This window comes from Micromonospora sp. NBC_01796 (assembly GCF_035917455.1).
GTDB lineage: Bacteria > Actinomycetota > Actinomycetes > Mycobacteriales > Micromonosporaceae > Micromonospora_G.
This window is the reverse complement of record NZ_CP109078.1, coordinates 2,274,666-2,301,632: the sequence shown is the minus strand read 5'-3', so window position 1 is coordinate 2,301,632 and position 26,967 is coordinate 2,274,666. Positions and strand designations below refer to the sequence as shown.

The window sequence follows — 26,967 nt, the reverse complement described above, 5'->3', positions numbered from 1 at the left end:
GTCGAAGCGGGTACAGCAAGATGGCGGGGTGACGGGAGACACAGTTCCACCAGCGGGTATTCGCCGCGATTATTCCGGCGAACGCGGCCTGCACCGCGCCGATCTGGCAGCCGACTGGTACACCCAGTTCGACCGCTGGTTCGTCGACGCGGTCGCCGCCGGCCTGCCCGAGCCGAACGCGATGGTGGTCGCCACCGCGGATGCCGCCGGTCGGCCGAGCGGGCGGACCGTACTGCTCAAGGGGTACGACGAGCGCGGGTTGGTGTTCTTCACCAACTACGGGTCGCGCAAGGGCCTCGAAGCGTTCGCGAATCCGTACGCGAGCCTGGTTTTTCCGTGGTTCCCGATGCAACGCCAGGTGGTGGTCTGCGGGGCGGTGGAGCCGGTGGACCGGGCCGAGACCGAGGCGTACTTCGACAGCCGGCCACGCGGTTCCCGGCTCGGGGCGTGGGCGAGCCCACAGTCGCGGGTTCTCCCGGACCGGGAGACCCTCGACGCCGGCTACCGGGCGGTTGTGGACCGGTTCGGCGACGATGACCCGATTCCACCGCCGCCGAACTGGGGCGGCCTGCGGGTGCTGCCGGAGACGGTGGAGTTCTGGCAGGGACGGACCAGCAGGCTGCACGATCGGCTGCGCTACCGTCGAGGCGACGAACAGGGGTGGATCATCGAACGACTGGCACCATGAGTTCCGAACCGGGCTCCGCGCAGGACTCCGGGCAGCTCGTCGAAGACCCGCAAAGCGGTCAGCAGAGCCTCGAAGACCGGAAACTCGCAGCAGACAAGCAAACGCTCGCGGCGGACAAGAGCGAGAAGACACCGTCGCGGTGGGCGATCGACGTACGCCCGCTCCGGGTGCCCGCGTACCGCCGGTTGTGGATCGGCAACGGCGTGTCGATGTACGGCATGCAGTTCACCGCGGTCGCCGTACCGGTGGAGATGTACAGCCTGACCCGCGACTCGCTCTGGGTCGGCCTGCTCGGGGTCGCCACCCTGGTGCCGTTGGTGATCTTCGGCATCTGGGGCGGAGCCGTCGCCGACCTGGTCGACCGGCGCAAGCTGCTGCTGGTCAGCACCACCCTGCTCTGGGCCACCACCCTCGGCCTGCTGCTCCAGGCGGTGTTCCGGGTGGGCAGTCCGGTGCTGCTGCTCGCCCTGGTCGCGGTCCAGTCGGCCGCGTTCGGGATCAGCTCACCGGCCCGCCAGGCGATCATCACCCGGCTGGTGCCGACCCGGCTGGTGCCGGCCGCGTTGACCCTCGGCTTCACCACCTCGCAGGCCGCCGGGGTCGCCGGTCCGCTCACCGCCGGCCTGATCTTCTCCGCCTGGGCCCCGGCGACCGGCCTGCCGCTGGCGTACGGGGTGGACGCGGTGCTGTTCACCGTCTCGCTCTGGGCCACCTACCGGCTGCCGTCGCTGGCGCCCCTGGTCGAGGACGCGACCGAGGGTGACGCCGCCGCGCCGCCCGCCCGCCGGTCCGGCCTGCGCACCATCGCGGACGGCTTCCACTACCTGGCCACCACGCCCCTGCTCCTGCTCTCCTTCGCCATCGACCTGATCGCGATGGTCCTGGCCATGCCCCGCAGCCTCTTCCCCGAGGTGGCGGAGGAACGGTTCGGCGGCGGTGCGGCGATCGGCCTGCTCTACAGCGCGATCGCGATCGGATCGGTGCTCGGCGGGCTCACCTCGGGCTGGATCGGGCGGATCCAGCGCCAGGGCCTGGCCCTGGTTGTCGCGGTGGTCGGCTGGGGGATCAGCATCGCGCTGGCCGGTCTGGCGCACCAGCTCTGGCTGGTGGTCGGGCTGCTCGCCCTGGCCGGCGCCGCCGACCTGGTCAGCTCGGTGTTCCGGCAGTCGATGCTGCAGGTCTACGTACCGGACCGGATGCGCGGCCGGTTGCAGGGTGTCAACATCACCGTGGTGGCCGGTGGGCCCCGGCTCGGTGACCTGCGGGCCGGGCTGATGGCCTCCTCGCTCGGGGTCGGGTTCGCCTGGGTCGGCGGTGGGCTGGCGGTTGTCGTGCTGGCCCCGCTGCTCGCGCTCGCCTTCCCTGCACTGCTGCGCTACCGGGCCCCGGCCACCCCGGCGGACTGACTCGCTGGTGGCCGGGTCGGCGGGTGACCGGGCGGTGGCCGGGGACAACCGATATCGTCCCGGCATGGACAACGTCGAGACCGGGCCCCGCCCGCTGTCCGGAACACAGTGGACGATCACGGGTGGCGACCAGCAGGCCGTCGTGGTGGAGGTGGGCGGTGGACTGCGCGCCTACCGGGTCGGCGGGGTGGACTACCTCGACGGGTACGCCGACGACGAGGTCTCGCCGGGCAGTGCCGGGCATGTGCTCGCCCCGTGGCCGAACCGGATCCGGGACGGCCGGTACAGCTTCGGCGGGCGGGCGTACCAGCTCTCGCTGACCGAGCCGGACAAGCACACCGCCATCCACGGGCTGGTCAACTGGCTGCCCTGGCACCTGGTCGAGCAGGCCCCGGACGCGATCACGGTCGCCTGCGAGCTGCCGGCCCAGATCGGCTACCCGTGGCCGCTGCGGCTGAGCACCCGGTGGTCGATCGGCCCGGACGGGCTGCGCGCCGAGCACGAGGTGACCAACCTGGGCGCGCAGGAGTGCCCGTTCGGGCTCTCCGTACATCCGTACTTCCGGCTGCCGGGGGTGCCGGTCGAGGAGGTGCGGCTGCGGGTGCCGGGGCGCAGCCGGCTGCTCGTCGACGGTCGGATGCTGCCGATCGGGGCGGTGAAGGTGACCGGCAGTGAGTACGACTTCACCGAGCCCCAGCGGATCGGCGAGGCGGTGCTCGACGTCACCTTCGGCGACATCGACCAGGGGCCGGACGGCTCCAGCGTGACGCTCGCGGGCCCGGCCGGTGAGCCGGCGGTCAGCATCTGGGCGGACCCGGCGTTCGGCTGGTGGCAGGTGTTCACCGGCGACACCCTGATCGGGGACCGGTACCGCCGTTCGGTCGCGGTGGAGCCGATGACCTGCCCGCCGGACGCGTTCCGGTCCGGCCGGGACGTGATCGTGCTGGCACCCGGCGCGACCTGGCGGGCGAGCTGGGGCATCCGCCCTGCCGCCGAATAGGCATCGGGTCGCTCGGATGGAATTCGCGGAGGTCGTACGGCGACGGCGGATGGTGCGCAACTACGACCCGGACCGACCGGTCCCGCCGGAGGTGGTCGACCGACTGCTGGACCACGCGGTACGGGCACCGTCGGCCGGGTTCTCCCAGGGCTGGGGCTTCCTGGTGTTGTCCGACGCCCCGGACCGGGACCGGTTCTGGGCCGCGGCGACTCCGGCGCGGGCGGGGCGGGGGCGGTGGCTCGACGGGATGCGGCGGGCGCCGCTGATCGTGGTCCCGCACGCCAACCGCTCGGCCTACCTGGACCGGTACGCCGAACCGGACAAGGGCTGGGCCGATCGGGACGAGAACCGGTGGCCGGTGCCGTACTGGTATGTCGACACCGGTTTCGCCGCTCTTTTGATGCTGCTCACCGCGGTTGACGAAGGGCTCGGTGCGTGTTTCTTCGGCATCCCGCCGGAGCGGCTTTCGTCGTACCGGGAGGCGTTCGGCGTACCGGAGGAATTTGTTCCCATCGGGGCGATCACCATCGGTTATCGCGCTCCGGACCATCGGTCGCCGTCGTTGGATCGAGGTCGTCGCCCGGTTGAACAGGTCGTGCATCGCGGTCAATGGAGTTGACCGGTTGGTCGGCAGTTGCCGGACGGGCAGTAACGAAATCGACATCCGGGAACAAACCGCAATGTCGTTGTCGGTCGCTAGGCTGACACCGGCCTTCGGTTTGGTGCCGGTGTCACCGGGCGTGGTGAGGCACGGTCAGACTGGCACGGTCACATGGCAGGGCCGGCTCGGCCACGGGGAGGGGAGCGTACCGTCGTGATCTTCAAAGCGGTTCGGGACGGACGTCCCTACCCGGACCACGAGTTCACTCTGAAGCAGTGGGCGGAGATCCCGCCGCGTCCGATCCGGCTCGACCAGCTCATCACCACCAAGCGGGAGCTGGCTCTGGACAAGCTGCTGGCCGAGGACTCCACCTTCTACGGCGACCTGTTCCCGCACGTCGTGCAGTGGAACAACGGCCTCTACCTGGAGGACGGCCTGCACCGGGCGCTCCGTGCGGCGTTGCAGCAGCGCAACCAGATCCACGCCCGGGTGCTCGTGCTCGGGGCGACCCAGTGAACGCGCCCGCCCCGCCCCTGGACCTGCTCGACCTGGACGCGCTGCTGTCCGAGGAGGAGCGGCAGATCCGTTCGGTCGTACGCCGGCTGGTCGACGACCGGGTCCGCCCGCACGTCGCCGGGTGGTACGAGTCCGGCGAGGCGCCGATCCGCGAGCTGGCGGTCGAGTTCGGCAAACTGGGCCTGCTCGGCATGCACCTGACCGGGTACGGCTGCGCCGGCGCCTCGGCGGTCGCGTACGGGCTGGCCTGCCTGGAATTGGAGGCGGGCGACTCCGGGCTGCGGTCCCTGGTGTCGGTGCAGGGCTCGCTCGCCATGTACGCGATCTGGCGGTACGGCAGCGAGGAGCAGAAGCAGTCCTGGCTGCCGACGATGGCGACGGGCGAGACGATCGGCTGCTTCGGCCTGACCGAACCCGACCACGGCTCGGATCCGGCCTCGATGGCGACCACGGCCCGCCGCGACGGCACCGACTGGGTGCTCACCGGCACCAAGATGTGGATCACCAACGCCCCGCTGGCCGACCTGGCGGTGGTCTGGGCCCGGACCGACGACGGGGTGCGCGGTTTTGTCGTACCGCTGGACAGTGCCGGGGTGACCGCGCGGGAGATCCGGCACAAGATGTCGCTGCGCGCATCCTCCACGGGTGAACTGGTCCTGGACGGGGTAAGGCTGCCGGCAGCGGCCCGGTTGCCCGGGGCGACCGGGTTGAAGGCGCCGCTGTCCTGCCTGACCGAGGCGCGGTTCGGGATCGTCTGGGGTGCGCTCGGCGCTGCCCGGGACTGCCTGGAGGTCGCCTTGGACTACGCGGTCAACCGGACCCAGTTCGGCCGACCGATCGCCGGTTTCCAGCTCACCCAGGCCAAGCTCGCCGACATGGCGGTCGAGTTGCAGAAGGGCTACCTGCTCGCGCTGCACCTGGGTCGGCTTGCCGACAACGGTGTGCTGCGCCCGGACCAGGTCAGCGTCGGCAAGCTGAACAACGTACGGGAGGCGCTGGCCATCGCCCGGCAGTGCCGGACGATCCTCGGCGCGAACGGGATCAGTGGCGAGTACCCGGTGCTGCGCCACGCCAGCAACCTGGAGACCGTGTTGACCTACGAGGGGACCTCGGAGATCCACCAGTTGGTGATCGGTCAGCGGTTGACCGGGATCGCCGCGTTCAACTGACCGTCCCGTCGGGTACAAGTACGGCAGTGGTCGTGTTGTCGTACCCGACCCGTACCGTTTGTACCAGGCAAACGGTCTGATGAGGACGGTGAGGGCAGATGTCCCGTAGCGGAGATGTCAACGAGCCCACCCGGGAGTACCCGGAGTACGCGCAGGGCAAGGCACCGGCGGCGCAGGGCAAGGCGGCACCGACCGCCCCGGCCCCGGATCGGCGCTGGGCCGCCGACGCCGAGGACGCCGACCACCCGGTGGATCACGACCACGGGACGGATCCCACCCAGCCGGAGCCGGTGATCGTCACCGCGCCGGAGCGTGGGCGTGGGCTGTTCTGGCTGGCCGGTGCGCTCGTCGTGGTGCTGGTGCTGTTCCTCGGCGTACGGGCGACCGGGTTGTGGCCGAGCTGGCGGAACCCGTTCGCGCAGGAGACGACCGACCGCAGCCAGCCGCCGTTGCTGAAGTCGATCCAGGACCTGAGTCGGTACGTGGCCGCCGAGGGCAACCTCCAGGTGGTGATCGACCTCCAGCAGGACCGCAAGTACGTCCCCGACTTCCTGCTCAACGAACGTACCCTTTTTGTCGGAGCGGGATCTGTTGAGTCATATGTCGACTTTGCGAAGATTTCCGAGGGTGGAGTGATCGAATCCGCCGATCGGAAGTCGGTGGAGATCCGGTTGCCCGCACCGCAACTCGGCGAGACCAATCTCGATCTGGAGAAGAGCTACGTATTCGCCGAGGATCGGGGGCTGCTCAACCGGCTCGGCGAGGTCTTCGGTGGCGATCCGAACCGGCAGCGCGAGGTTTACCAGAAGGCGGAGGAGAGCATCGCCGCCGCGGCTCGGGACAGCGGACTCGGTGACCGGGCCCAGGAGAACACCCGGAAAATGCTCGAGGGACTGCTGCGCTCACTCGGCTACGAGAAGGTGACCGTCACCTATACCGCTCCCTGAGCGTAGGAGTTCGATGACTCGGTGTCATCCCAGGTCAGCCAGGTATGCCGGGTATTCTCCTAGCGTCCCCTGGTGGCGTCTCAACGCGGGCGGGATGTGGCGGTAGGATCCAGCGGCGTCTTGAGAAGGCGGCCGACGGAGCACCGCGCTGCCCTCGCCGCCGGCCCCTCGCCAATCGACACACCGAGAAATCGAATCGGGAGAAACGCCTGTGGCACTTTCTGTTGCCGGAGACGAGATCGAGGTTACCGTCCTGCTGCCCTGCCTGAACGAGGCAGAGACGTTGGAGATCTGCGTCACCAAAGCTGTCCGGGCTCTGGCCGAACTCGGCGTGGTGGGCGAGGTGCTGGTCAGCGACAACGGGTCCACCGACGGTTCGCAGGAGATCGCCACCCGGGCGGGGGCCCGGGTGTCACACGCCCCCATCCGTGGTTACGGCGGCGCCCTGCTCAACGGCATCGAGCAGGCCCGCGGCAAGTACATCATCATGGGCGACGCGGACGACTCGTATGATCTGTCCGGTCTTGAGCCGTTCATCCGTGAACTGCGCGCCGGGCACGACCTGGTCATGGGCAACCGGTTCCGCGGCGGCATCGCCAAGGGTGCGATGCCGCCGCTGCACCGCTACCTGGGCAACCCGGTGCTGTCCTGGCTGGGGCGCCGGCTGTTCGGGCTGCGCAACGTCGGCGACTTCCACTGCGGCATCCGGGGCTTCAACCGGGACCGCATCCGCGAACTGCAGCTCTGCATGCCGGGCATGGAGTTCGCCTCCGAGCTGGTGGTCCGGGCCGCGCTCAACAAGTACGACATCGTCGAGGTGCCGACCACGCTCCAGAAGGACGGCCGCAGCCGGCCGCCGCACCTGCGTACCTGGCGGGACGGCTGGCGTCACCTGCGCTTCCTGCTGGTCTTCGCCCCCCGCAAGACGCTGATCTGGCCGGGGCTGGTGCTGTTCGTGCTCGGCCTGCTCGGCACCGCGACGCTCTCCTTCGGGCCGCTGCAGGTGGCCGGGGTCGGCTTCGACATCAGCACCATGGTCTACACCTGTTTGGCCGTACTGAGCGGTGCCCAACTACTGCTCTTCGGGGTCTTCGCGCTGCTCTACGGGCACACCGAGGGGATCACCAACCAGGACCAGGTGGCCTGGTGGGGCAGATGGGTGCGGTTCGAGACCTGCACCGCCGCCGGGCTGTTCCTGATCCTGCTCGGGCTGGCCGGGTCGATTCTCGCCGTCACCGCCTGGGGAGCCAGCGGCTTCGGTGAGCAGAACCTCGCCGAGACCCTGCGGGTGGTGCTTCCCTCGTCCACGGTGATCGGCCTGGGCGTGACGGTCCTCTTCTCCGGCCTCTTCGCCAGCCTGCTCAACCTGCGCCGGGTCAGCCCGAGCGTGAACGCCGCCGTCACCCCGGTCGACGACGCGCGCACCGACAGCGACCTCGCCTCGGCCCGCGGCTGAGGACGCCGTGACGCTGCAGACCACGCCCGACGGGTCGGCCAAGCCGGCCGGCCCCGCTCGGCCGGACCAGGCCGACGAGTCACCCGAGGCGAACGTGTCAACCGAAGACCGCAACGCGGCCGACTCGACGGCAGCCGTCGAGCCGACCGGGACGACCGCGACCAGTGCCGCCACCACCGCCGACGCGCCGGCGACCACGGGTCGCCGGGTGCCGGGCTGGCTGGGCAACGGCGGCACGGTGGCCGTACTCACCTGGCTCGTGGCGACCCCGGTCGCGATCCTCATCCCCCGGCTGATCGACCGGAACCCGTTCTCGGCGGGCGCGTCCACCATCCCACTCGCGGCGGCGTTCCTGCTGATCATCGCGGTGTTCGTACTGGCCCTGCGCTGGTCCGGCGAGGCGGTGGCCGGTATGGCGGCCGGTCTCGGCGCGGCCTGGACCGTGCTGATGCTCCGGTCGGCCCTCAACGGCACCCCGTTCGGCTTCGCCGGACTGGTCGGCGACATGGGCCGGATGTCGGCCTCGGCGGAGCGCTACACCACCACCATCGCCTCCAGCGACACCCTGGTCCACGGGCTCCCGTCGGAGTACCCGCCGTTCTACGCCTGGCTGGTCGGGCGGGCGTCGGTCGTCCTGGACGAACCGGCCTGGCGCCTGCTCGCCGACGCCGAGGTGCTCTTCAGTTCCCTGGCGGTGCTCGCCGCGTTCCTGATGTGGCGCCGGCTGGTCGGGCCGTGGGTGGCCGTGGCCATCTCCGCCCTGACGCTGATCACCTGGTCGGACCCGCGCAAGGCGTTCGAGGTACTGACCCTGGCGATCTTCGTACCGTGGGCGTTGGAGGTCTTCGCCCGTCCGGCCCGGCGCCGGATGCACTGGCTGCCCGCCGGCATCCTGGGCGGCTTCATCGTGATCACCTACCAGGCGTGGATGGTCTACGCGGCGATCGGCCTGATCGCCCTGATCGTGATCGCCTGGCGGACCGAGCCGGACCGGTGGGCGTACCTGCGTCGGCTGGGCCTGATCGTGCTGGTCTCGTTCGTGGTCGCGTCCTGGTACATCGTGCCGTTCGGCTGGGCCACCCTCACCAAGGGCGGACAGTCGATCTCCGACCTGTACGTCTCCGGCTCGCTGAACTCCGACCTGTTCCCGTTCCTGAACGTCAACCCGATCGGGCTGCTGCAACTGGTCGGGCTGGTCGGCCTGGTGTGGCTGTGGCGCTCGGTCTGGTGGGCCCGGCCGCTGCTCCTGCTGATCATCTCCGCGTACGGCTACCGGGTGCTGTCGATGATCCGGTACGTGCTGACCCAGCACACCGGCTTCATGCACTACACCGCCCGCCTCTACGGGATCCTGTTCACCGTCGCCGGCATCCTCGTGATCGCCCACCTCGCCCCGATCGTGCTGCGCCGGTTGCGGCTGACCCCGCCCCGGCTGGCCGGTTCGGCGCTGCTCGCCGTTGTGCTCGCCTGGACCGCCGCCGGCTTCACCAGCACCTGGATGCCGGAGAGCGGCAGCAAGTACGCGATCATGGCGCACAGCGAACCGCTGCCCGGTGGGGGCTACCCGACCTACGCGCCGAAGGAGGGTCGCCGCCCCGGCTTCCCGATCACCGAGGTCGAGCAGGCGGTCGAACGGGAACTCGGGCCGAAGGCGCAGCCGATCACCCTCGCCACCGACGACCGGGTCTTCTCGTTCCTGCCCTGGCCCGGCTTCATGGACAACGACCGGACCGCCGGCAGCACCCTGTCCCGGTGGGACGACCGGCTGGACGAGGTGGAGAAGCTCGCCTCGACCCGTGATCCGGCGGCGTTCGCGGCCAAGGCGGCGAACGTCGGCGAGTTCGGGCCGATCCAGGTCTTCGTGCTGAGCGAGCAGCCGGACGGCTGGGCCTGGCGCAGCCTGCGGTTCACCCCGGACCAGTTCTCGACCTCGGACTGGACCATCGTCGAGCTGCCGCAGAACGTCGTGGTGGCCATCCGGCGCTGACCGGCGCCCGGAACACGAGCAGGACCACGAATCGGGGCCGTACCCAGCCGGGTACGGCCCCGATCGGCGTTGCTAGGCGACGTACGCCTGCTGGGCGTTCTCGTTCGGCATGATGATCCACAGCGCGATGTAGAGCAGCACCTGCGGACCGGGCAGGATCACGGAGAGCACGAAGAGGAGCCGGACCACTCCGGTGGAGAGACCGAAGCGGCGGGCCAGCCCGGCGCAGACTCCGGCGATCATCCGGTGGTCCCGGGGTCGTACCAGTTTGCGACTCATGGTCGTCGTCTCCCAACTCTGCGGCCGTCCGCCGCGTCTGTATCCACCGTACGAACCGACATCCAGGACGCCCTCCGCCCTGAGGGCGATTCGGCGCATCCGTACCCGTAGGTGCTTACCCCGGTTGGCCGCCCGGGACGCATGCTTGGGATGACGGGTAGGCTCGCCGCTCGGTGCTGGCCTGACCCGACGGCAACGGAGCCGGATGTGGCAGAGCGGGCGGCGGGAGGAGGATCGATGATCAGCGTCTTCGATCTGTTCACGGTAGGGATCGGGCCGTCCAGTTCACACACGGTGGGGCCGATGCGGGCGGCGCGTACGTTCGTCACCGGGCTCAAGGCCGACGGACTGCTCGTCGGGACCACCCGGATCCACGCCGAACTCTTCGGTTCGCTCGGCGCCACCGGTCACGGGCACGGCAGCGACCGGGCGGTCCTGCTCGGGCTGGCCGGTGAGGCACCCGAGACCGTGGACCCGGACCGGGTCGACGCGACGGTGGCCGAGATCCGGGAGACCGGGCGGCTGGCCGTACTCGGTGCGCACACCATCGACTTCGACCCGGCCCGTGACCTGGTACTCCACCGCCGCCGGTCGCTGCCGTTCCACCCGAACGGGATGACCTTCACCGCGTACGACGAGACCGGTGAGGCGGTACGGGACCGGACGTACTACTCGGTCGGCGGCGGTTTTGTGGTCGACGAGGCGGCGGCCGGTGCCGACCGGATCAAGCCGGACCCGACCCGGGTGCCGTACCCGTTCAGCACGGGGGCGGAACTACTCAAGGTGACCGAGGAGACCGGGCTCTCGATCAGCGGGGTGATGTTCGCCAACGAGCGCGCCCGGCGCGGGGCGGACGAGATCCGTACCGGCCTGCTGGAGATCTGGCGGGTGATGCAGGAGTGCGTCGAGCGGGGCAGCCACCGTGACGGGGTGCTACCGGGCGGTCTCAAGGTGCGCCGGCGGGCGGCCGAGCTGCGGCGGTCCCTGGCGACCGAGCGCGGGGCCGGCTGGTCGGGGACCGGAGGGTCGGAGGACCCGCTGCGGGTGATGGACTGGGTCACCCTGTTCGCGCTCGCGGTGAACGAGGAGAACGCCTCCGGCGGCCGGGTGGTCACCGCGCCGACCAACGGGGCCGCCGGCATCATCCCGGCGGTGCTGCACTACTACACCCGGTTCGTCGCGACCGCGTCGCCGGACGGTGTGGTCCGTTTCATGCTCGCCGCGGCGGCGATCGGGGTGCTGTTCAAGGAGAACGCCTCGATCTCAGGGGCCGAGGTCGGCTGCCAGGGCGAGGTCGGTTCGGCCTGCTCGATGGCGGCGGCCGGGCTGGCCGAGGCGCTCGGCGGGACCCCGGCCCAGGTGGAGAACGCGGCCGAGATCGGGATGGAGCACAACCTGGGCCTGACCTGTGACCCGGTCGGCGGGCTGGTGCAGATCCCGTGCATCGAGCGGAACGCGGTGGCGAGCATCAAGGCGATCACCGCGGCCCGGCTGGCGCTGCGCGGGGACGGCGTACACACGGTCTCCCTGGACAAGGTCATCAAGACCATGCGGGAGACCGGTGCGGACATGAAGGTCAAGTACAAGGAGACCGCACGGGGTGGGCTGGCGGTCAATGTCATCGAGTGCTGAGGGTTGATGGATCCGCGCTCAGCAGCGCTCGCGCAGGCCCGGCACCGCCTACCGAGCGTGCTGACCGACTGCTAACCTATGGCGCGTCAGCGGCCCGCCCTGGCGGGGCCCGCAGCCGCGGTCCGGGTGCCGTGTCCGAGATTCCGGCACGAGACGCGGGAGCACAATAGCTGTTAGGGCGGTCGCGGACGGTGACCGGGAGAGGTCGTCACGTGATCCGTACCGGACGCGTCGGTGGGTCCTTCCGGCGCAGCCGCCCTCGATCATTTTCCGGTTCGGGAAGGCGGCCATGACAACGAGCGTCGCGGGTGTGTGGAGCCATCGCAACGCGCTACGGCTGCTGGTTCGCCGGGACCTGGCGGTCAAGTACCAGCAGTCGTTCCTCGGCTATTTCTGGTCGTTGCTCGAGCCGCTCGCCATGGGTGCCATCTACTGGTTCGTCTTCGGTGTGCTCTACGGCACCAGCAACCACGCCGGCCCGGCGAAGGACTCGTACCCGCTGTTCCTGGTGACCGGCATCTTCGCCTGGATGTGGACGAACTCCGCGATCAGCGAGGCCACCAGCGCGCTGACCGGCCAGGCCCGGTTGATCACCACGATGAAGGTGCCCCGCGAGGTCTTCCCGATCGGGCGGGTGATCGGCCGGTTCGCCGAGTACGTCGCCGGCCTGCCGGTACTGGTCGTGCTCGCCGCGTACTTCGGTGAACTGCACTTCGGCTGGGAACTCCTGTCGCTGCCGCTGGCGGTGCTGTTGCAGACCATCCTGCTCACCGGCGTCGCGCTGCTGCTGTCGTCGCTGAACGTACTGCTGCGCGACGTGGACCGGCTGATGCGGCTGTTCACCCGGCTGCTCTTCTACGGGACCCCGATCATCTACCCGTTGCAGCTCGTCCAGGAGTCCGGCATGCCGGGCTGGGTGAAGACGATCTACGAGCTGAACCCGCTGGTCGGCATCTTCGAGCTGTTCCGCGCCATCTGGTACCCGTCGGAATTCCCCGACGCCGGACTGCTCGCCACCTCGGTGGTCGGCAGCCTGGTGCTGTTCTTCGGCGGCTGGTGGGTCTTCCGCCGGCTCGAGCCCGCCGTGCTCAAGGAGCTGTAGTGAGCAAGCCGATCATCGAGGCGCACAACCTCGGCATCCAGTTCGTCCGTGGCCGGCGGCGTCAGCTGCGCCTGCGGGAGATGTTCATCCACCGGGGCGGGCGGCAGCCGAAGGCGAACGAGTTCTGGCCGCTGCGCAACGTGTCGTTCGAAGTACAGGCGGGCGACGCGGTCGGCGTCATCGGCAAGAACGGCACCGGCAAGAGCACCCTGCTCCGGCTGATCGCCGGGGTGCTGATCCAGGACGAGGGCACGATCGCCGTACGCGGTGAGGTGGCGCCCCTGCTGGAACTCTCCGCCGGGTTCTCCAACGACCTCACCGGCCGGGAGAACGTGCACCTGGTCGGGTCCCTGCACGGGCTCAGCTCGCAGTACCTGAAGACCCACTTCGACGACATCGTCTCGTTCGCCGGTGATCAGGTGGAGAAGGCGATCGACACCCCGGTACGGCACTATTCGTCCGGTATGAAGGTCCGGCTGGGGTTCTCGGTCATCTCCCACCTGCAACACCCGATCCTGCTGATGGACGAGGTGATGGCGGTCGGCGACACCGAGTTCCGGAAGAAGTGCTACACCACCATCGAGCGGATGCTCGGTGAGGGGCGTTCGCTGGTGCTGGTTTCGCACAACGAGAGCGACCTGACCCGGTTCTGCAACCGGGGGCTCTACTTCAACGCCGGCAAGCTGGAGATCGACGGCACTGTCCGCGAGGCGCTCGACGCGTACAACAACGTGGTCCGGACGTGACGCTGGCCGTCATCCTCACCCGTTCCGCGTACCCCGGTCAGGCCCAGCCGGTCGACGGCGTACCGCCGGTCGACCGGCTGCGCGACCAGTTGGGCCGGGCCGGTGCCCGGCAGGTCGTGGTCACCGCCGACCCGGCCGAGGTGGCCACGCTGGCCGAACACGCCACCGAGCCGGTCCTGCTCTGCGCGGACGACCTGGTCGCGCACGCTGCGGTGCTGCGCCACCTCGCCACCAGCCCGGTCGGTCCGACCGTGGCGCTGGTGCTGACCGATCCCGCCGCGACCGGTCAGGCGGTGCTCCGGGAGGAACGCGGCCAGGTGGTCGCCGCCGGCCTCGACGCCGGCCGGTTCACCGACGCGACCGGCACCTTCGGCGGGGCGGTCCGGGTCGGGGTCGAGGACCTGCCGGCCCTCGTCGCCGCCGCCCGGCAGACCGGCCCGGGATCCGCGCCGGACCGGGTGTTCACGGCCCTGACCGGCACCGATGCCACGATCTTCACCCATCGGGTACGCCTGCTCGTCGCCCACCGCGCCACCGACGCCGAGAGCATCAACGACGCCGTGTCGGCCATCGGCTCGGTCGACGAGGACAAGGCCGAGCTGCGGTTGTCGGTCAAGGAGAAGGACGACTTCTTCACCACGTACTTCGTCAGCACCTGGTCCCCGTACGTCACGAAGTTGTCCGCCCGGGTCGGGCTCGGCCCGACCGGGGTGACCGCGCTGTCGGTGCTGTTCGCCCTGGCCGCCGCCGCCCTGTTCGGGTACGGCGCCCGATGGGCGGCGGTGCTCGGCGCGATCCTGCTCTACCTCGGCTTCGTGCTCGACTGCGTGGACGGGCAGTTGGCCCGGTACACCCGGCAGTTCAGCCCCTGGGGTGGTTGGCTGGACACGATGGCCGACCGGGCGAAGGAGTACGTCGTCTACGCCGGTCTGGCGGTCGGTGTCGACCGGGCCGGACTCGGCAACGGCTGGACGCTGGCGATCGCCGCGCTGACCCTCCAGACGGCCCGGCACATGACCGACACCTGGTACGGCGCCCTGCACGACGAGGCCGCCCGCCGCCCGAATCCGGCCGGGGCGTCCGGTGGTGGGCTCGGTGGCCGGCTCAGCCAGGCATCCAACCGGGTCCAGGCCGACACGGGTTCGCTGTCGTACTGGCTCAAGCGGACCGTCGTTTTCCCGATCGGTGAGCGGTGGGCCCTGATCGCGCTGACCGTGGCCCTGTTCAACCCGCTGGTGAGCCTGGTCGCGGTCCTGGTCTGGGGCGGGCTGGCGGCGGCGTACACGTTGGCGCTGCGTACGGTGCGGGCCCGGTCGATGCGGGTCTCGGTGCTGGGTCGGGTCGACACCACGCTCTACCGCGACGACGGCCCGGTCGCCGGCTGGCTTGGCGCCCTCGGTCGTCGGCTGCCCGGCTGGGCCGGACCGCTGCCGCTCGGTGTGCTGGCGGTCGCCGCCAGCGCGACCCTGCTGGGGCTGGCGCTGGCCGGACTGGGTGACACCGGGGTACGCGTCGCGGTGGTGGTGACCGGGCTGGTGGCCGTACTCGCCGCCGGGCTGCCGGCGGGCAGGTCGCACAACCGGCCGCTGGACTGGCTGGTGCCGGCAGCACTCCGGGCCGCCGAGTACCTGTTTGTCATCGCCATCGACGTGGCTGCCGGCGTTCCCGGTCCGGTGACCTTCGCACTGCTTTTTGTGCTGGCGTTGCACCACTACGACCTGACCGCCCGGCTGGAGAAACGGGGCGCGGCGCCCGAGTTGCGGCCGTACGGCCTGGGCTGGGACGGGCGGCTGTTGCTGCTGGTGGCGGTGGTGCTGGCGGGAGTCGCCGCCGCGGGTGAAGCGACGCTGGCCGGGTACCTCTTCGTGATCCTGACCCTGGGCGCGGTCAGCGGGTGGATGCTGCCGGCCGCACCGGCCCGCCGTACGCCCGGTGCCGGGCACGGTGTCGACGGCCGGGCCGCCATGGCGGCCGGGGAGGAGCGGAACCGATGACCCTGATCAGCTTTGTCGTGCCGGCCTACAAGGTCGAGGGCTACCTGCGGGAATGCCTCGACTCGATCCTCGGGCAGCCGTTCACCGACATCGAGGTGATCGGGGTCGACGACCGCTCCCCGGACAGCAGCGGTGAGATCTTCGCCGAGTACGCCGCCCGCGACCCCCGGCTGACCGTGGTGTCGCTGCCGGAGAACGTCGGCCTGGGCGAGGCGCGCAACATCGGCCTCGACCGTGCCACCGGCGAGTACGTCTGGTTCGTCGACAGCGACGACTGGCTCGCCCCCGACTGCCTGCCGACGGTGGCCCGGCGACTGCGGGAAACGTCCCCGGAGCTGCTGATCGTCGACCATGTCCGGTCGTACTGGGACAACGCGGTGCTCGGCAGCGCGATGCGGGAACTCTTCCCGACCTCGCCCGGTCCGACCACGTTCAGCCTGCGCCAGCGGCCGGAACTGATCGGCCTGCTGCACACCGCCTGGAACAAGCTGGTCCGGCGGGACTTCCTGGTCGACCTCGGGCTCCGGTTCGGCCCCGGCTGGTACGAGGACGTGTCGTTCACGTACCCGCTGGTGCTGGCGGCGGAGCGGATCAGCGTGCTCGACCTGGTCTGCGTGAACTACCGGCAGCGCCGGTCCGGCGCGATCACCCGTACCCAGGGGGACCGGCACTTCGAGGTCTTCCCGCACTGGCAACGGGTGTTCGAGCTGGTGGACGAGTGGTCGCCCCGGGTGGACGACCTGCGCCCGGTGCTCTTCCGGCGGATGATCTGGCACTACCTGACCATCCTCGGCAACGGTGACCGGATCGGGCCGAAGCTCCGGCCGGCGTTCTTCGCCCGGATGCACGACGACTACAAGCGGTGGCTGCCGCCGGGCGGTTACCCGGTGCCGGGTGGCGCCGAGGGGCTCAAGCACCGGCTGGTGGCCGAGGGCAAGTGGCGTACGTTCAGCGCCCTGCGTACCGCGCACCTGGTCCGGGGCCGGTTGCGCGACGGCGTCGGCGCGGCCCGACGCGCGGTGGTGCCCCCGGCCCGGCGGTCCGCCCGGCTCGGCCGGGACGCGGTCCTGCGCGGCTACTACCAGGCCCAGCTGCGGCTCCCGATCGACCGGTCGCTGGCCCTGTACGCCGCCTACTGGTACCGCGGTTACGCCTGCAACCCGGCGGCGATCCACGCCAAGGCCGGTGAGCTGGCCCCGCACATCCGGGGCGTCTTCGTGGTCCGCCGGGACCGGGTGTCGAGCCTCCCGCCCGGCGTGCAGTACGTGGTCGCCGGCACGCCCGCCTACTACCGGGCGCTGGCGCGGGCGAAGTGGCTGATCAACAACGTCAACTTCCCCGACTTCGTGGTGAAACGGCCCGGCTCGGTGCACATCCAGACCCACCACGGCACCCCGGTCAAGGTGATGGGGCTGGACCAGCAGCGGTACCCGACCGGTGCGGTCGGGATGGAGTTCCCGAAGCTGCTCCGCCGGATCGACCGGTGGGACTTCAGCATCAGCTCGAACACCTTCTCCACCCAGATGTGGGACCGGGCCTACCCGGCGAACTACGTCGCGTTGAACACCGGCTACCCGCGTAACGACCGGCTCGCGAACGCCACCGCCGACGAGGTCGCCGCGATCCGGTCCGACCTCGGTTTCGCCCCCGACGACCTGGTGGTGCTCTACGCGCCGACCCACCGGGAGCACCTGCCCGGTTACCGGCCGCCGTTCGACCCGACCGAGTTCGTCGAGGCGCTCGGCCCGCACGGCCGGCTGCTGATGCGCAGCCACTACTTCCACGACCGGGACGTGGCCGCCGAGGTCAGCGCCTCCGGCCGGGTACGCGACGTCAGCGCCCACCCGTCGGTCGAGGACCTCTACCTCGCCGCGGACGTGCTGGTCACGGACTATTCGTCGGCGATGTTCGACTACGGCACCCTGGACCGGCCGATCGTCATCTACGCCCCGGACTGGGACGCGTACCGGCTCGCCCGGGGGGTCTACTTCGACGTCACCGCCGAACCGCCGGGTGCGGTCGCGACGAGCTTCCCGGACCTGCTGGACCTTTTCCGGGCCGGTGCGGTCGACAACGACGCCTCGGCGAAGGCCCGTGCCCACTTCCGGGCCCGCTTCTGCGTGCTCGACGACGGCCGGGCCGCGGAGCGGGTGGTACGCCGTACGCTGCTCGGCGAGCCCGGCTGACACGGGTGCCTGGGAGGCCGGCTTTGGGCGCGTTGATCACCGTCGTCGTACCGATCTACAACGTACGTAGTTACCTGGTCGAGTGTCTCGACTCGATCGCCGGTCAGACGTACCCGGATCTGGACGTGGTCCTGGTCGACGACGGGTCCACCGACGACAGTGGCGAGATCGCCGAGCGGTACACCGCCACCGACAACCGGTTCCGGCTGATCCGACAGTCCAACCGGGGACTGGGCGCCGCCCGGAACACCGGGGTGGAGGCCGCCGCCGGTGACTACCTGACCTTCGTGGACAGCGACGACCTGCTGCCGCCGTACGCGCTGGAGTTGCTGGTCGGGGCGCTGGAGCAGACCGGGTCCGACTTCGCCTCCGGCAACGTCGCCCTGCTCACGTCGCGTGGCCTGCGGCAGTCGCCGCTGCACCGGGGCACCCACCGGGTCACCGCCCTGCGGACCAGCCTGAAGGCGCAGCGGAACCTGGTCTACGACCGGCTGGCCTGCAACAAGGTGTTCCGCCGCTCGTTCTGGGACAAGCACGGGCTCAGGTTCCCCGAGGGGGTGCGCTACGAGGACATCCCGCTGACCGTGCCCGCGTACGCGCTGGCCGGGTCGGTGGACGTGCTCGACCTGCCGGTCTACTACTGGCGCCAACGTGAGCCGGGCGCCGAGTTGTCGATCACCCAACGGCAGCACGAGGTGCGCAACCTGGTCGACCGGTTCGCCGCCGTGGACAGTGCCAGCCGGTCGCTCGCCGCCCTCGACCGCAAGCTCAAGGACTGGTACGACGAGACCACGCTCGTCAACGACCTGCGGATCTTCCTGGATCTGCTGCCGGACGTCGACCAGGCGTACCGGGAGCGTTTCCGCGACCTGGCCACCGACTACCTGAGCCGGGTCGACGAGCGGGTGCTCGACCGGCTGGTGGCGCGGTTGCGGGTGGCCTGGCACCTGGCTCGCGCACGGGCCCTGCCGGAGGTGGTCGAGGTGGTGGCGGCCAGCCGGCTCGACGCCACCCCGCCGGTGGTACGCCGGGGCGGGGGGCGTTACCTCCGGTTGCCGCTGCTCGACGCCGGTCACCCGGCCGCACCCCGTCGACTGTTCCAGCTCGGCCCGGGGGTGCGGACCGAGGTGCACGAGGCGCGCTGGGTCGACGGGCGGCTGCACGTACGCGGCCTGGCCTACGACGTGGCCCGTGGGGCGGCCCAACCGTGGGCCTCGGCTCGGGTGTTCTGGCTGCGTGAGGCCACCGGGCGGCGCCGGATCCTGCGCCTGCCGAGCCGCCCCCGTCGGGTGGCCGAGGCGCCCAGCTCGGTGCCGTACGGCTGGTCCGGGTTCTCCGCCGTGGTCGACCCGCGCCGGTTGACGGGGCGGGACGGGTGGCGGGCCGGCGAGTGGGTCTTCAACGTGGCGTTGGTCAATCCCGGTGGACCGCAGCGGCGCACCCTCGGCCTCGGTGACGCCCGGCCGGCGCTGCCCGCCCGGTGGGTCGCCGACGGGGTACGGGTGGTTCCGTACCCGCACCGCGCCGGGTTGCGGCTGCGGGTGGAACGGCCGCAGGCGTGGGTCACCGGCACCCGGATCGACGGCAACACCCTGCTGGTCGAGGGGCGTGCGCTGAGCCGTCCGGCGGGGGCGACGCTGCGGCTCGCCCGTACCGCCGGGGTGCTCTGGCGTTCGTACCCGGTGGAGCCGGCCGACGGCGGTTCGGTCGAGGCGGCGTCGGTCGGAGTCGGTGCCGGGGCGGGGCCGTGCGGGGTGGGGTGGACGGCACGGATCCCGGTGGCCGAACTGGTGACCGCCGCCGGGTTGGCGCACTGGTCACCCCTGGTCGGCGAGGTGGGCGCCGGGTGGCGGGTGGCCTACGCCGACCCGGACGGCGGGGCGTGGGAACTGCCGGTGGCCGCCGGCTTCACCGGTGCCCGGCAGACCGTCGGCGAGGTGGAGGTACTCGCCCGCCCGACCGACGACGAGATCCTGGCGTTGCGGGTGCTGCCGCCGGGTCCGGTGGTGCACGCCGCCGAACTGGCCGACGGCATGCTGTCGTTCCTCGGTGAGCTGCCCGGCGGTCAGCACGACTGGGGTGACCTGCGGATCGTGCTGCGCCAGCGCACCGGCGCGGACCCGAACGAGGTCCTCCCGCCCGATCTCGAACTGCCGGCCGAGGTCTCCGCCGGCTGGCGGGTACGGATCCCGGTCGCCGGTGCGACCGCCCTCCCGGACGGCGACTGGCTCCTGCTCTACCGGCAGGGCGCCGAGGCACCCCCCGTCGACCTCCCCTTCGACGTCGCCGCCCGCCGCTCCCTACCCCGCGACGTGCCAGTGGCAGGCCGCCGCCTCGAACTCCTCCCCGACCGAGAACGAGAAGCAATCCGCCTCACCCCCCTCACCTAGCCCCCTCCCCCCCGCCTCCCTCCCCGCCCCCCTCCCCCCGCCCCCATGAACGCGGCGATCTTGCAGTTGTGGCGGTGAACAAATGCGACTACTCGCGCAATTCGTGGCGCCACAACTGCAAGATCGACGGCCGGGCCGGGCCGGGGCGGGGCGGGGCGGGGCGGGTGGGGTGGGGTGGGGTGGGGGTTAGTTCGAGGGTGGGGTGGGGCGGGTTACGCGGCGGCGGACTTTGCGGGCTACGCCGATGGCGGCTTGGCGGGCGACGAAGCGGGTGGCGTTGGCCAGGGAGCGTACGCCGCCGACGGGGATGGTCTCGGTGTCGCTGTACGACCGGCGGGCGCGCTTGCCGGACGGCTGGACCAACCGGGGTCGGGGCGAGGTCAGACCGGCGGGGGAGAGCAGGGCGAGGTTGACCACCCCGAACTCGTCGCCGCTGACCCAGCGCTCGCCGGCCACCTCCGCCACCACCTTGTCGAGCTGCTCGCCCGGTCGGCGTACGCGCTGGGCGCGGCTCAGGGCGGAGGTACGCCACAGGGCCAGCGCCTCGGCCGGCGACGTCGCCCCGGTGGGCAGCAACCGGACCAGGCCGGCCTGCCACTCGTCGGCCTCCGCCACCATCCGCCGTACGGTGTTGACGTCCACCCCGAGGTGCGGCGGAACGTTCAGCAGGAACGGGGACGGGAAGACGGTCTCCGGCGCCTGGCGTACGAGTTCGACCCGGGACTCGGACCGGTAGGTGACCTGGAGCAGCCGCCGGTCGAGCAGCGGATCGGCGAGTACGGACCGACGGTTGTCGTCGATCGCGTCCCAGTCCGCCACCAGCTTGACCCGCAGGTCGGTCTGGTCCCCGGCGAGGAGCCGGTCGACGCAGGCGCGTACCAGTTCGAACGACCCCTCGGCCTGGACCACGGCGGTGATCAGCGGAACCGCCCAGGACCGGTTCGCGGCCGGTCGCAGGTAGCGCGGGTGGGGCATCAGTTCGGCCAGGTACGGGTGGTTGTAGCGGCGCAGCGCGTCGCCCTTCGTCATCATGTGGGTGGCACCCATGTGCCAGCTCCCGGCCCGTGGCTCGGGGATGAAAACGGCGCCGAGTTGGGTCAGCCGGTAGCCGAACTCGGTGTCCTCGCCGAGTCGCAGTTCGGTGTTGAGGCCACCGGCGGCGAGGTAGAGGGTGCGGGTGAGCGCGGCGGTCGCGCCGACGTGGGCCCGGAAGTTGAGGTGGTCACCGCCCCGGAGCTGGTCGGTGTCGTTGATCAGCTTCTCGACGTAGTCGTGCGGCTCGGTGTCCTGGATCCGGTAGAGCTTGTCGAGGGTCCCAGCCACGGCCCGCTCGGAGACCTCCTCCGGCGTCGGGAAGTCGCTCGCCACGAACCTCTTGTAACCGAGAGTGACAGCCTCTTCGGATACGTGGTGCCAGCGGACCTGGGCCTCGACGTGCTCCGGGAAGACGACCATGTCGGCGTCGAGCCAGTGCAGGATTTCGCCTTCGCTGTTGATCGCACCGACGTGCAGGGCGTTGGATCGGCCCCAACCGGTGGAGTGTTCCGGGACCCGGACGATCCGGCAGTTGGTCGGGCGGATCTTCGGCAGTTCGATCGGTGGTTCACTGCCGTCGTCGGCGACGACCACCTCGAGCAGGTGGTCCGGGTACGTCTGGTGGCTCAGCGAGGCCAGGGTGAGGTTCAGCGACTCCTGGCAGTTGTACGCGGGGATAACGACCGAGACCGACCTCGTCGGCTGCCATTCGCCTATTTCGCCTGGCTTGAGCGGGCTCCAATCGTTGCGGACCAACTTGACCTGATGTGGGTGCACATCCGATGGGACACGATTCCGGCTCGACACGAACCACAGTCTAACGATGTGCAACCGCCGTACCGGGCGGTGCTCGCCGGTCGCAGGCGCCCGTCCACCGGTTCGAGAGCGCCCCGCCGACCCGAACGTAACCGGCCCGGAGCACCCCGTGCACATCGGATGAGCTGCCGAACCGGTTCGCCTACGGGCTTGCGGGCAACTCGGCGCGTACGCTTTTGACGGGCTATCGTGGGATCTTCGGGGTTGTCAGTACGGCTGTGGCGGCGTCTGTCCGGCGTCACAGGCTGTCGGCGGCGAGCCCGCCCTCGGCCGCCACCAGACGCAGAGAGGGACCGGGTTTGTCGAGCAAGGACACGCCGGAGATGTACAGCCACTGGCGGCTGGTGATCGGTGACCGGCGAGGTCTGCGCCGTCGGCGCTGGCCGGTCGCGATGATGGGCTCCGGACTGACCGAGGTGCCCGGCAGGTCCGGCGGCCGCCCGGCGCCGGGACCCGGTGACCAGGTCGGCCGGGTGGCGATCGCGGCCGAGTCCGTCGACTGGCTGCGGCACCTGCTCGACCACCCCTTCTCACTGGTTCACGTACGCCGGGTCACCGTTGTGGTCGACTCCTGGCGGATCCCGCAGGGCGGCTGGTCCGGCCGGCTCGGCGCGATCCGGCACGTACTCGCGCACCGGACCCGGTTCCCGCGTACCGGTGAGGGTCGGGCGATGGTCGACATCGAGGTGCGCTGGTCGACCCCGCTACGCTCCGTACTCGCCGCGGTCATCCCGCTGTTCACCCCGGTCAGGGCGCTGCCGCAGCCGGCGAGTGCCGACGTGACCGCCCAGGACGTACTGCCGGCCTGGCTCGGCGGGGGACAGAACACCGCCGTGGTTTCCGGGGCGCTGCCGGAGAACAACGACATCCGGGCCCATGACCTGGTGCTGACCGCCAGTGGTGAGCCCCGGCCGCTGGAGCAGCCGGCCGTCACCGAGACCAGCGTCGTCGAGGTGGTCGACTCCGCGGTGGCCGCACCCACCCCGGCCGACCTGTACGCGACCACCCTCGCCGCCAACCCGTACGGTGCCGGCGCCGCCTCCCGGCCGGCGACGGTCCTGGTCGACCTCGAACGTTCGGTGGTGCAACACCGCTACGGCCCGTTCGGCCGGTCCGCCGGCCGGGCCGAGTTGACCTTCACCGACGCAGAGGACGGTTGGGGTTACCGGCTCACCGGCCCGGACGGTCCGCTCTGCGAGGGCCGGATCGACCGGCCGTGGTTCGGCGAGGAGGCGCTCGCGGCGCTGGTCTCGACCGGGGTGGTGCACTGCGCCCGGGTGCCGGCCCGGCATCCGGTCGCCGAGGCCGCGTTCCTGGTGCACCTGGTCCTGGCCGGGCTGCTGGTGCACGTACCGGGGCTGCCGGACGAGGTCGGGGTGCACCTGGCCGACGAGGTACGCGACGCGCTGCGCGAGGACCTGCCCGCCCGCAGCGACGACGACCTGGAGTGGGAGGTACGCGCGGTCGCGCTGCGCCGGTCGGCGATGCGGCTGCACGCCAGTGGGTTCACGCTGCCCCGGCTGGCCGCCACCACGTTCCCGAGCCTGACGGCGGTGCCGTCGGTGAGCGCGTTGCTGGTGACGAAGCGTCTCCAGCACGTGATCGAGGCGGTCAACGCGATCGAGAACCAGACGTACCCGAATCTGGAGATCGTGCTCTGCCTGCACGGCGTCGAGGTGCCGGCGGAGTTGCGCGCCCGGGTGGCCCGCAGTTCCCGGCCGATCGAGATCATGACGCTGCCGCCGGAGCACGGTTTCGGTGAGGCGATCGGTGCCGCCACCGCCCGCGCCCGGGGCAGCCTGGTGACGAAGTTCGACGACGACGACACGTACGGCCCGGAACACGTCTGGGATCTGGTGCTGGCCCGGCACTATTCGGGCGCGACCCTGGTCGGCAAGGGCGCGGAGTTCGTCTACCTGCAGACCCTGGACACCACCGTCCGCCGGGACGTCGGCCTCGCCGAGGAGTACATCTCGGTGGTCGCCGGCGGCACGATGCTGATCAGCCGGGGCGACCTGGAGCAGGTCGGCGGCTGGCGTCCGGTGCCGCGCTCGATCGACCGGGGACTGCTCGACCGGGTACGCCGTTCCGGTGGCCTGATCTACCGGACCCACCCGCTCGGTTACGTCTACCAGCGCCGCTCGGACGGCCACACCTGGGATCCGGGTCTGGAATATTTCCTGCGCGGCGCCGGCATGCAGTGGTCCGGCCTGCCCCGGCACCGGGAGTTCGGGACCGAGTCCAGCCTCACCGGGCTGACCGGGCTGGGGGTCGACCAGGACACCGAACCGTGGGTGACACACCGGCGCTGACCAGCGTCGATGCGTACCGGTCGGTGTGGCCGGGTCGCCACGCGCGGGGACCCACGGCCGGGCCGACGGGGTCCGCGTACGGGCTAGCAGAGTCCTTTTGCGAGCGAGTTACCGCGTCGTCACAGTATGAGCATGGAACGTTTACCCGATGGGCGTGGGCGATGATCCTCGTCACAGTCATCTCGGGGGCCGGCTCGATGCTGCGGGGAGGTGACGGTGACAACCGTCGCGCTCAAAGACGTGACCAAGGTGTTCGCGGACGGAACGGTCGCGGTCGACAGCGTGAATCTCGACGTCAACGACGGCGAGTTCATGGTGCTGCTCGGACCGTCGGGCTGCGGCAAGTCCACCGTGCTGCGGATGGTCGCCGGGCTGGAGGAGCCGAGCAGCGGTGCGATCCTGCTCGACGGCGAACTCGCCAACGACCTGCCGCCGCGCGACCGCCGGATCGCCATGGTCTTCCAGGACTTCGCGCTCTATCCACACATGACGGTCGGCGACAACATCGCGTTCCCGCTGCGGCTGTCCGGGGTCGAGCCGACGCCGAGGGCCGAACGGGTCAACGACGTGGCCAGCGCCCTGGGCATCGGTGACGTACTCGCCCGCAAACCGAGCCAGCTCTCCGGCGGGCAGCGGCAGCGGGTGGCGATGGGGCGGGCGATCGTACGCCGACCCGGCCTGTTCCTGATGGACGAGCCGCTGTCCAACCTCGACAGCGGTCTTCGGGCCGAGTTGCGGGCGGAGATCTCCGGTCTGGTCCGCGAACTCGGTGTCAGCACCATCTATGTCACCCACGACCAGGCCGAGGCGCTGACCATGGCCGACCGGGTCGCGATCATGCGCAAGGGCGTGCTCCAGGACGTCGGTACGCCGACCCAGGTCTACGGCCGCCCCGCCACCCTCTACGTCGCCGCGTTCCTCGGCAGCCCGAGGATGAACCTGCTGGAGGCGTCGGTCTACGTCCACCTCGACCGGTACGTGACCCTCAACCTCGGGGAACAGTCGCTCTACCTGCCCTGGGACGACATCCGGTCGCGGGCGGTGGCGCACTACCACGGTGAGCGGATCGTGGTCGGGATGCGGGCCGAGGCGCTGACCCCGGTCGCGGCGGACGCCCCCGGTGACGTGCTCCAGGGCCGGATCCGCTACCTGGAGCACCACGGGCACGAGTCGCTCGCCTTCCTGGACATCGGTGCGACCGCCATCGTCGTGGACGAACTCGGTGGGCCGACGCGGGAGCAGGCCGCCACCGGCAGCCGGCTGCGCCGGTTCGGCCACGCCGTGCAGCGGCTCACCGGTCGGGCCGCCGTGCCGAACCAGCCCGGCGTCGAGCGGGAGACGGTCGGCCCCGGTGCGCGTACCAGCGTGCTCAACGATCCGGGCCGGCACCATCGCCGTCCGGCGGAGCTGGCCGTCCGGCTGGCGCCGTACCCGGCGGTCGCGGCCGGACATCCACTGGCCATTTCGGTACGCATGGACGCGCTGCACTTTTTCGACGAACGCGGCGACCGGATTGATGTGGGGTGGCGGTAACGCGCCCCCACCACTTAGCGTCAATGGGCTAAGTTCCGCTTTCCACCACCGAAAGGGATCATCCGTGGCAACTGACGGCTCCGGCCTGCTCGTCATCGAGCGCATTCTCCGGGATCGGCACGGCATCTGGCAGCAGGTGGTCGAGGAGCGGGACCTGAATGCGTTGACCGGCAAGATGCTGGCCGCGTCGGCGATCGCCCTCGCCTGTTACGGTGCCGTGCTCGGCGCCTTCCACAGTTTCCTGATGGCGCTCACCTCGGCGGTGAAACTGCCACTGCTGTTCCTGATCACGCTGGCGATCTGTCTGCCGACGCTGTATCTGTTCAATCTGGTCTTCGGCGCCCGCCTCTCCGTACGCCAGGCGGTGGCGATGGTGATGGTCGCGATCACGGTCACCTCGATGCTGGCGGTGGCGTTCGCGCCGATCAGCCTCTTCTTCCTGATCACCGCGCCGGACTACGGATTCTTCAAACTGCTCAACGTGGCGATCCTGACCCTCTCCGCCTTTGTCGGGCTGAAATTCCTGACCGGCGGCATGCAGGTCCTCAACGAGCACGGCCTGCTCGCTCCCGCCCAGCCACAGCCGCAGGCCCAGCCGGCGCAGGTGCCGCAGCAGGCGCAGGTTCCGGTCGCTGCCGCCGAGGTGCCCGCCGTTCCGGCGCCGGTCACGGTTGGTGCGGCGAACGGTGACGGGGGAGCGCCGCTCGCCGCGCCCGTACCGGTGACCACCGCGCCCGTACCGGTCGCCGCGGCACCCGCCGCCCCGGCCCAGGGTGCCCCGGCGCAGGTGGCGACCCAGCCGGCCTGGCCGTTGTACCAGCTTCCGCCCGGATACCGGCAGCAGCCCGGTGCCCGGGTGGCGCCGGCGGGTACCGGTCAGCGGCCGGCGAGCATGACCCTGCTCTACATCTGGATCCTGCTGTTCGGCTTCGTCGGCACCCAGCTCGCCTGGACCCTGCGGCCGTTCTTCGGCAGCCCCGGGCAGGACTTCGCGTTCTTCCGCAGCATCGACGGCAACTTCTACGCCGAGATCCTCCGGACCATCGCCAACCTCTGACCGTCGCCCGTCCCGTTCCGCCCCGACCCGGCGACCTGCCGGTCGGGGCGGGGCGATACGGCGACAGGTTTCCGTTGGGTATTGCCGAGGTAAATTACTGGCGAGTAGCCTCCGG

Annotated in this window: 20 protein-coding genes; 18 read left to right on the top strand and 2 right to left on the bottom strand. The window is 70.7% G+C overall.

The features are described from left to right. Positions 1–28 precede the first annotated feature (28 nt). The 9 genes from pdxH to OIE47_RS10445 all read left to right on the top strand — a co-directional run bounded on the left by pdxH (position 29) and on the right by OIE47_RS10445 (position 9,770). Positions 29–688, top strand: a complete 660-nt coding sequence (gene pdxH, locus OIE47_RS10485) for a pyridoxamine 5'-phosphate oxidase (RefSeq protein WP_326561302.1) — start codon at positions 29–31, stop codon at positions 686–688. Next, positions 685–2,094, top strand: coding sequence for an MFS transporter (locus OIE47_RS10480; RefSeq protein WP_326561301.1), 1,410 nt, complete (start codon positions 685–687; stop codon positions 2,092–2,094). Before pdxH ends, OIE47_RS10480 begins: the two co-directional genes overlap by 4 nt. Before the next feature lie 64 nt (positions 2,095–2,158). Then, the gene (locus tag OIE47_RS10475; protein ID WP_326561300.1) at positions 2,159–3,094 is read left to right on the top strand and encodes an aldose 1-epimerase family protein; all 936 of its coding nucleotides are present in this window, start codon (positions 2,159–2,161) and stop codon (positions 3,092–3,094) included. Positions 3,095–3,110: 16 nt separating this feature from the next. Beyond that, positions 3,111–3,713 (top strand): nitroreductase family protein, encoded by a 603-nt coding sequence (locus OIE47_RS10470; RefSeq protein ID WP_326561299.1) that lies wholly within the window; start codon positions 3,111–3,113, stop codon positions 3,711–3,713. A 195-nt stretch (positions 3,714–3,908) separates the two neighbouring features. Then, complete coding sequence (locus tag OIE47_RS10465) at positions 3,909–4,211, top strand: type II toxin-antitoxin system VapB family antitoxin (RefSeq protein WP_326561298.1); 303 nt, start codon at positions 3,909–3,911, stop codon at positions 4,209–4,211. Then, on the top strand, positions 4,208–5,380 hold the full coding sequence (locus tag OIE47_RS10460) for an acyl-CoA dehydrogenase family protein (RefSeq protein ID WP_326561297.1): 1,173 nt from the start codon (positions 4,208–4,210) through the stop codon (positions 5,378–5,380). Before OIE47_RS10465 ends, OIE47_RS10460 begins: the two co-directional genes overlap by 4 nt. A 98-nt stretch (positions 5,381–5,478) precedes the next feature. After that, positions 5,479–6,327, top strand: coding sequence for a DUF4230 domain-containing protein (locus tag OIE47_RS10455; RefSeq protein WP_326561296.1), 849 nt, complete (start codon positions 5,479–5,481; stop codon positions 6,325–6,327). Between the two features lie 211 nt (positions 6,328–6,538). After that, complete coding sequence (locus OIE47_RS10450) at positions 6,539–7,783, top strand: glycosyltransferase family 2 protein (RefSeq protein WP_326561295.1); 1,245 nt, start codon at positions 6,539–6,541, stop codon at positions 7,781–7,783. A 7-nt stretch (positions 7,784–7,790) separates the two neighbouring features. Further along, positions 7,791–9,770: an arabinofuranosyltransferase gene (locus OIE47_RS10445; protein ID WP_326561294.1), complete on the top strand. Its 1,980-nt coding sequence runs from the start codon at positions 7,791–7,793 to the stop codon at positions 9,768–9,770. Between the two features lie 72 nt (positions 9,771–9,842). Here OIE47_RS10445 and OIE47_RS10440 read toward each other — a convergent pair whose 3' ends face one another. Continuing rightward, positions 9,843–10,049: a PspC domain-containing protein gene (locus tag OIE47_RS10440; RefSeq protein WP_326561293.1), complete on the bottom strand. Its 207-nt coding sequence runs from the start codon at positions 10,047–10,049 to the stop codon at positions 9,843–9,845. A 237-nt stretch (positions 10,050–10,286) separates the two neighbouring features. Here OIE47_RS10440 and OIE47_RS10435 point away from each other — a divergent pair, with 237 nt between their 5' ends. The 6 genes from OIE47_RS10435 (at position 10,287) to OIE47_RS10410 (ending at position 20,099) form a co-directional block, all read left to right on the top strand. Continuing rightward, positions 10,287–11,681, top strand: coding sequence for an L-serine ammonia-lyase (locus OIE47_RS10435; RefSeq protein ID WP_326561292.1), 1,395 nt, complete (start codon positions 10,287–10,289; stop codon positions 11,679–11,681). Positions 11,682–11,970: 289 nt separating this feature from the next. After that, positions 11,971–12,783, top strand: a complete 813-nt coding sequence (locus OIE47_RS10430) for an ABC transporter permease (protein WP_326561291.1) — start codon at positions 11,971–11,973, stop codon at positions 12,781–12,783. Beyond that, positions 12,783–13,529, top strand: coding sequence for an ABC transporter ATP-binding protein (locus tag OIE47_RS10425; protein WP_326561290.1), 747 nt, complete (start codon positions 12,783–12,785; stop codon positions 13,527–13,529). Before OIE47_RS10430 ends, OIE47_RS10425 begins: the two co-directional genes overlap by 1 nt. Beyond that, complete coding sequence (locus OIE47_RS10420; protein ID WP_442792073.1) at positions 13,526–15,523, top strand: DUF5941 domain-containing protein; 1,998 nt, start codon at positions 13,526–13,528, stop codon at positions 15,521–15,523. Before OIE47_RS10425 ends, OIE47_RS10420 begins: the two co-directional genes overlap by 4 nt. Continuing rightward, complete coding sequence (locus OIE47_RS10415) at positions 15,520–17,709, top strand: bifunctional glycosyltransferase/CDP-glycerol:glycerophosphate glycerophosphotransferase (RefSeq protein WP_326561289.1); 2,190 nt, start codon at positions 15,520–15,522, stop codon at positions 17,707–17,709. Before OIE47_RS10420 ends, OIE47_RS10415 begins: the two co-directional genes overlap by 4 nt. 23 nt (positions 17,710–17,732) lie before the next feature. After that, complete coding sequence (locus tag OIE47_RS10410; protein ID WP_326561288.1) at positions 17,733–20,099, top strand: glycosyltransferase family 2 protein; 2,367 nt, start codon at positions 17,733–17,735, stop codon at positions 20,097–20,099. A gap of 186 nt (positions 20,100–20,285) precedes the next feature. Here OIE47_RS10410 and OIE47_RS10405 read toward each other — a convergent pair whose 3' ends face one another. Next, a complete protein-coding gene (locus OIE47_RS10405; protein ID WP_326561287.1) occupies positions 20,286–21,890 on the bottom strand; it encodes a glycosyltransferase in 1,605 nt (534 codons plus the stop codon). A gap of 359 nt (positions 21,891–22,249) precedes the next feature. On the opposite strand from OIE47_RS10405, the gene OIE47_RS10400 reads away from it, so the two are divergent. The 3 genes from OIE47_RS10400 to OIE47_RS10390 all read left to right on the top strand — a co-directional run bounded on the left by OIE47_RS10400 (position 22,250) and on the right by OIE47_RS10390 (position 26,852). After that, a complete protein-coding gene (locus OIE47_RS10400) occupies positions 22,250–24,262 on the top strand; it encodes a glycosyltransferase (RefSeq protein WP_326561286.1) in 2,013 nt (670 codons plus the stop codon). Between the two features lie 216 nt (positions 24,263–24,478). Then, entirely contained in the window at positions 24,479–25,795 is a 1,317-nt protein-coding gene (locus OIE47_RS10395; RefSeq protein WP_326561285.1) for an ABC transporter ATP-binding protein, read from the top strand. A 64-nt stretch (positions 25,796–25,859) separates the two neighbouring features. Beyond that, positions 25,860–26,852, top strand: coding sequence for a hypothetical protein (locus tag OIE47_RS10390; RefSeq protein WP_326561284.1), 993 nt, complete (start codon positions 25,860–25,862; stop codon positions 26,850–26,852). Positions 26,853–26,967 lie beyond the last annotated feature (115 nt).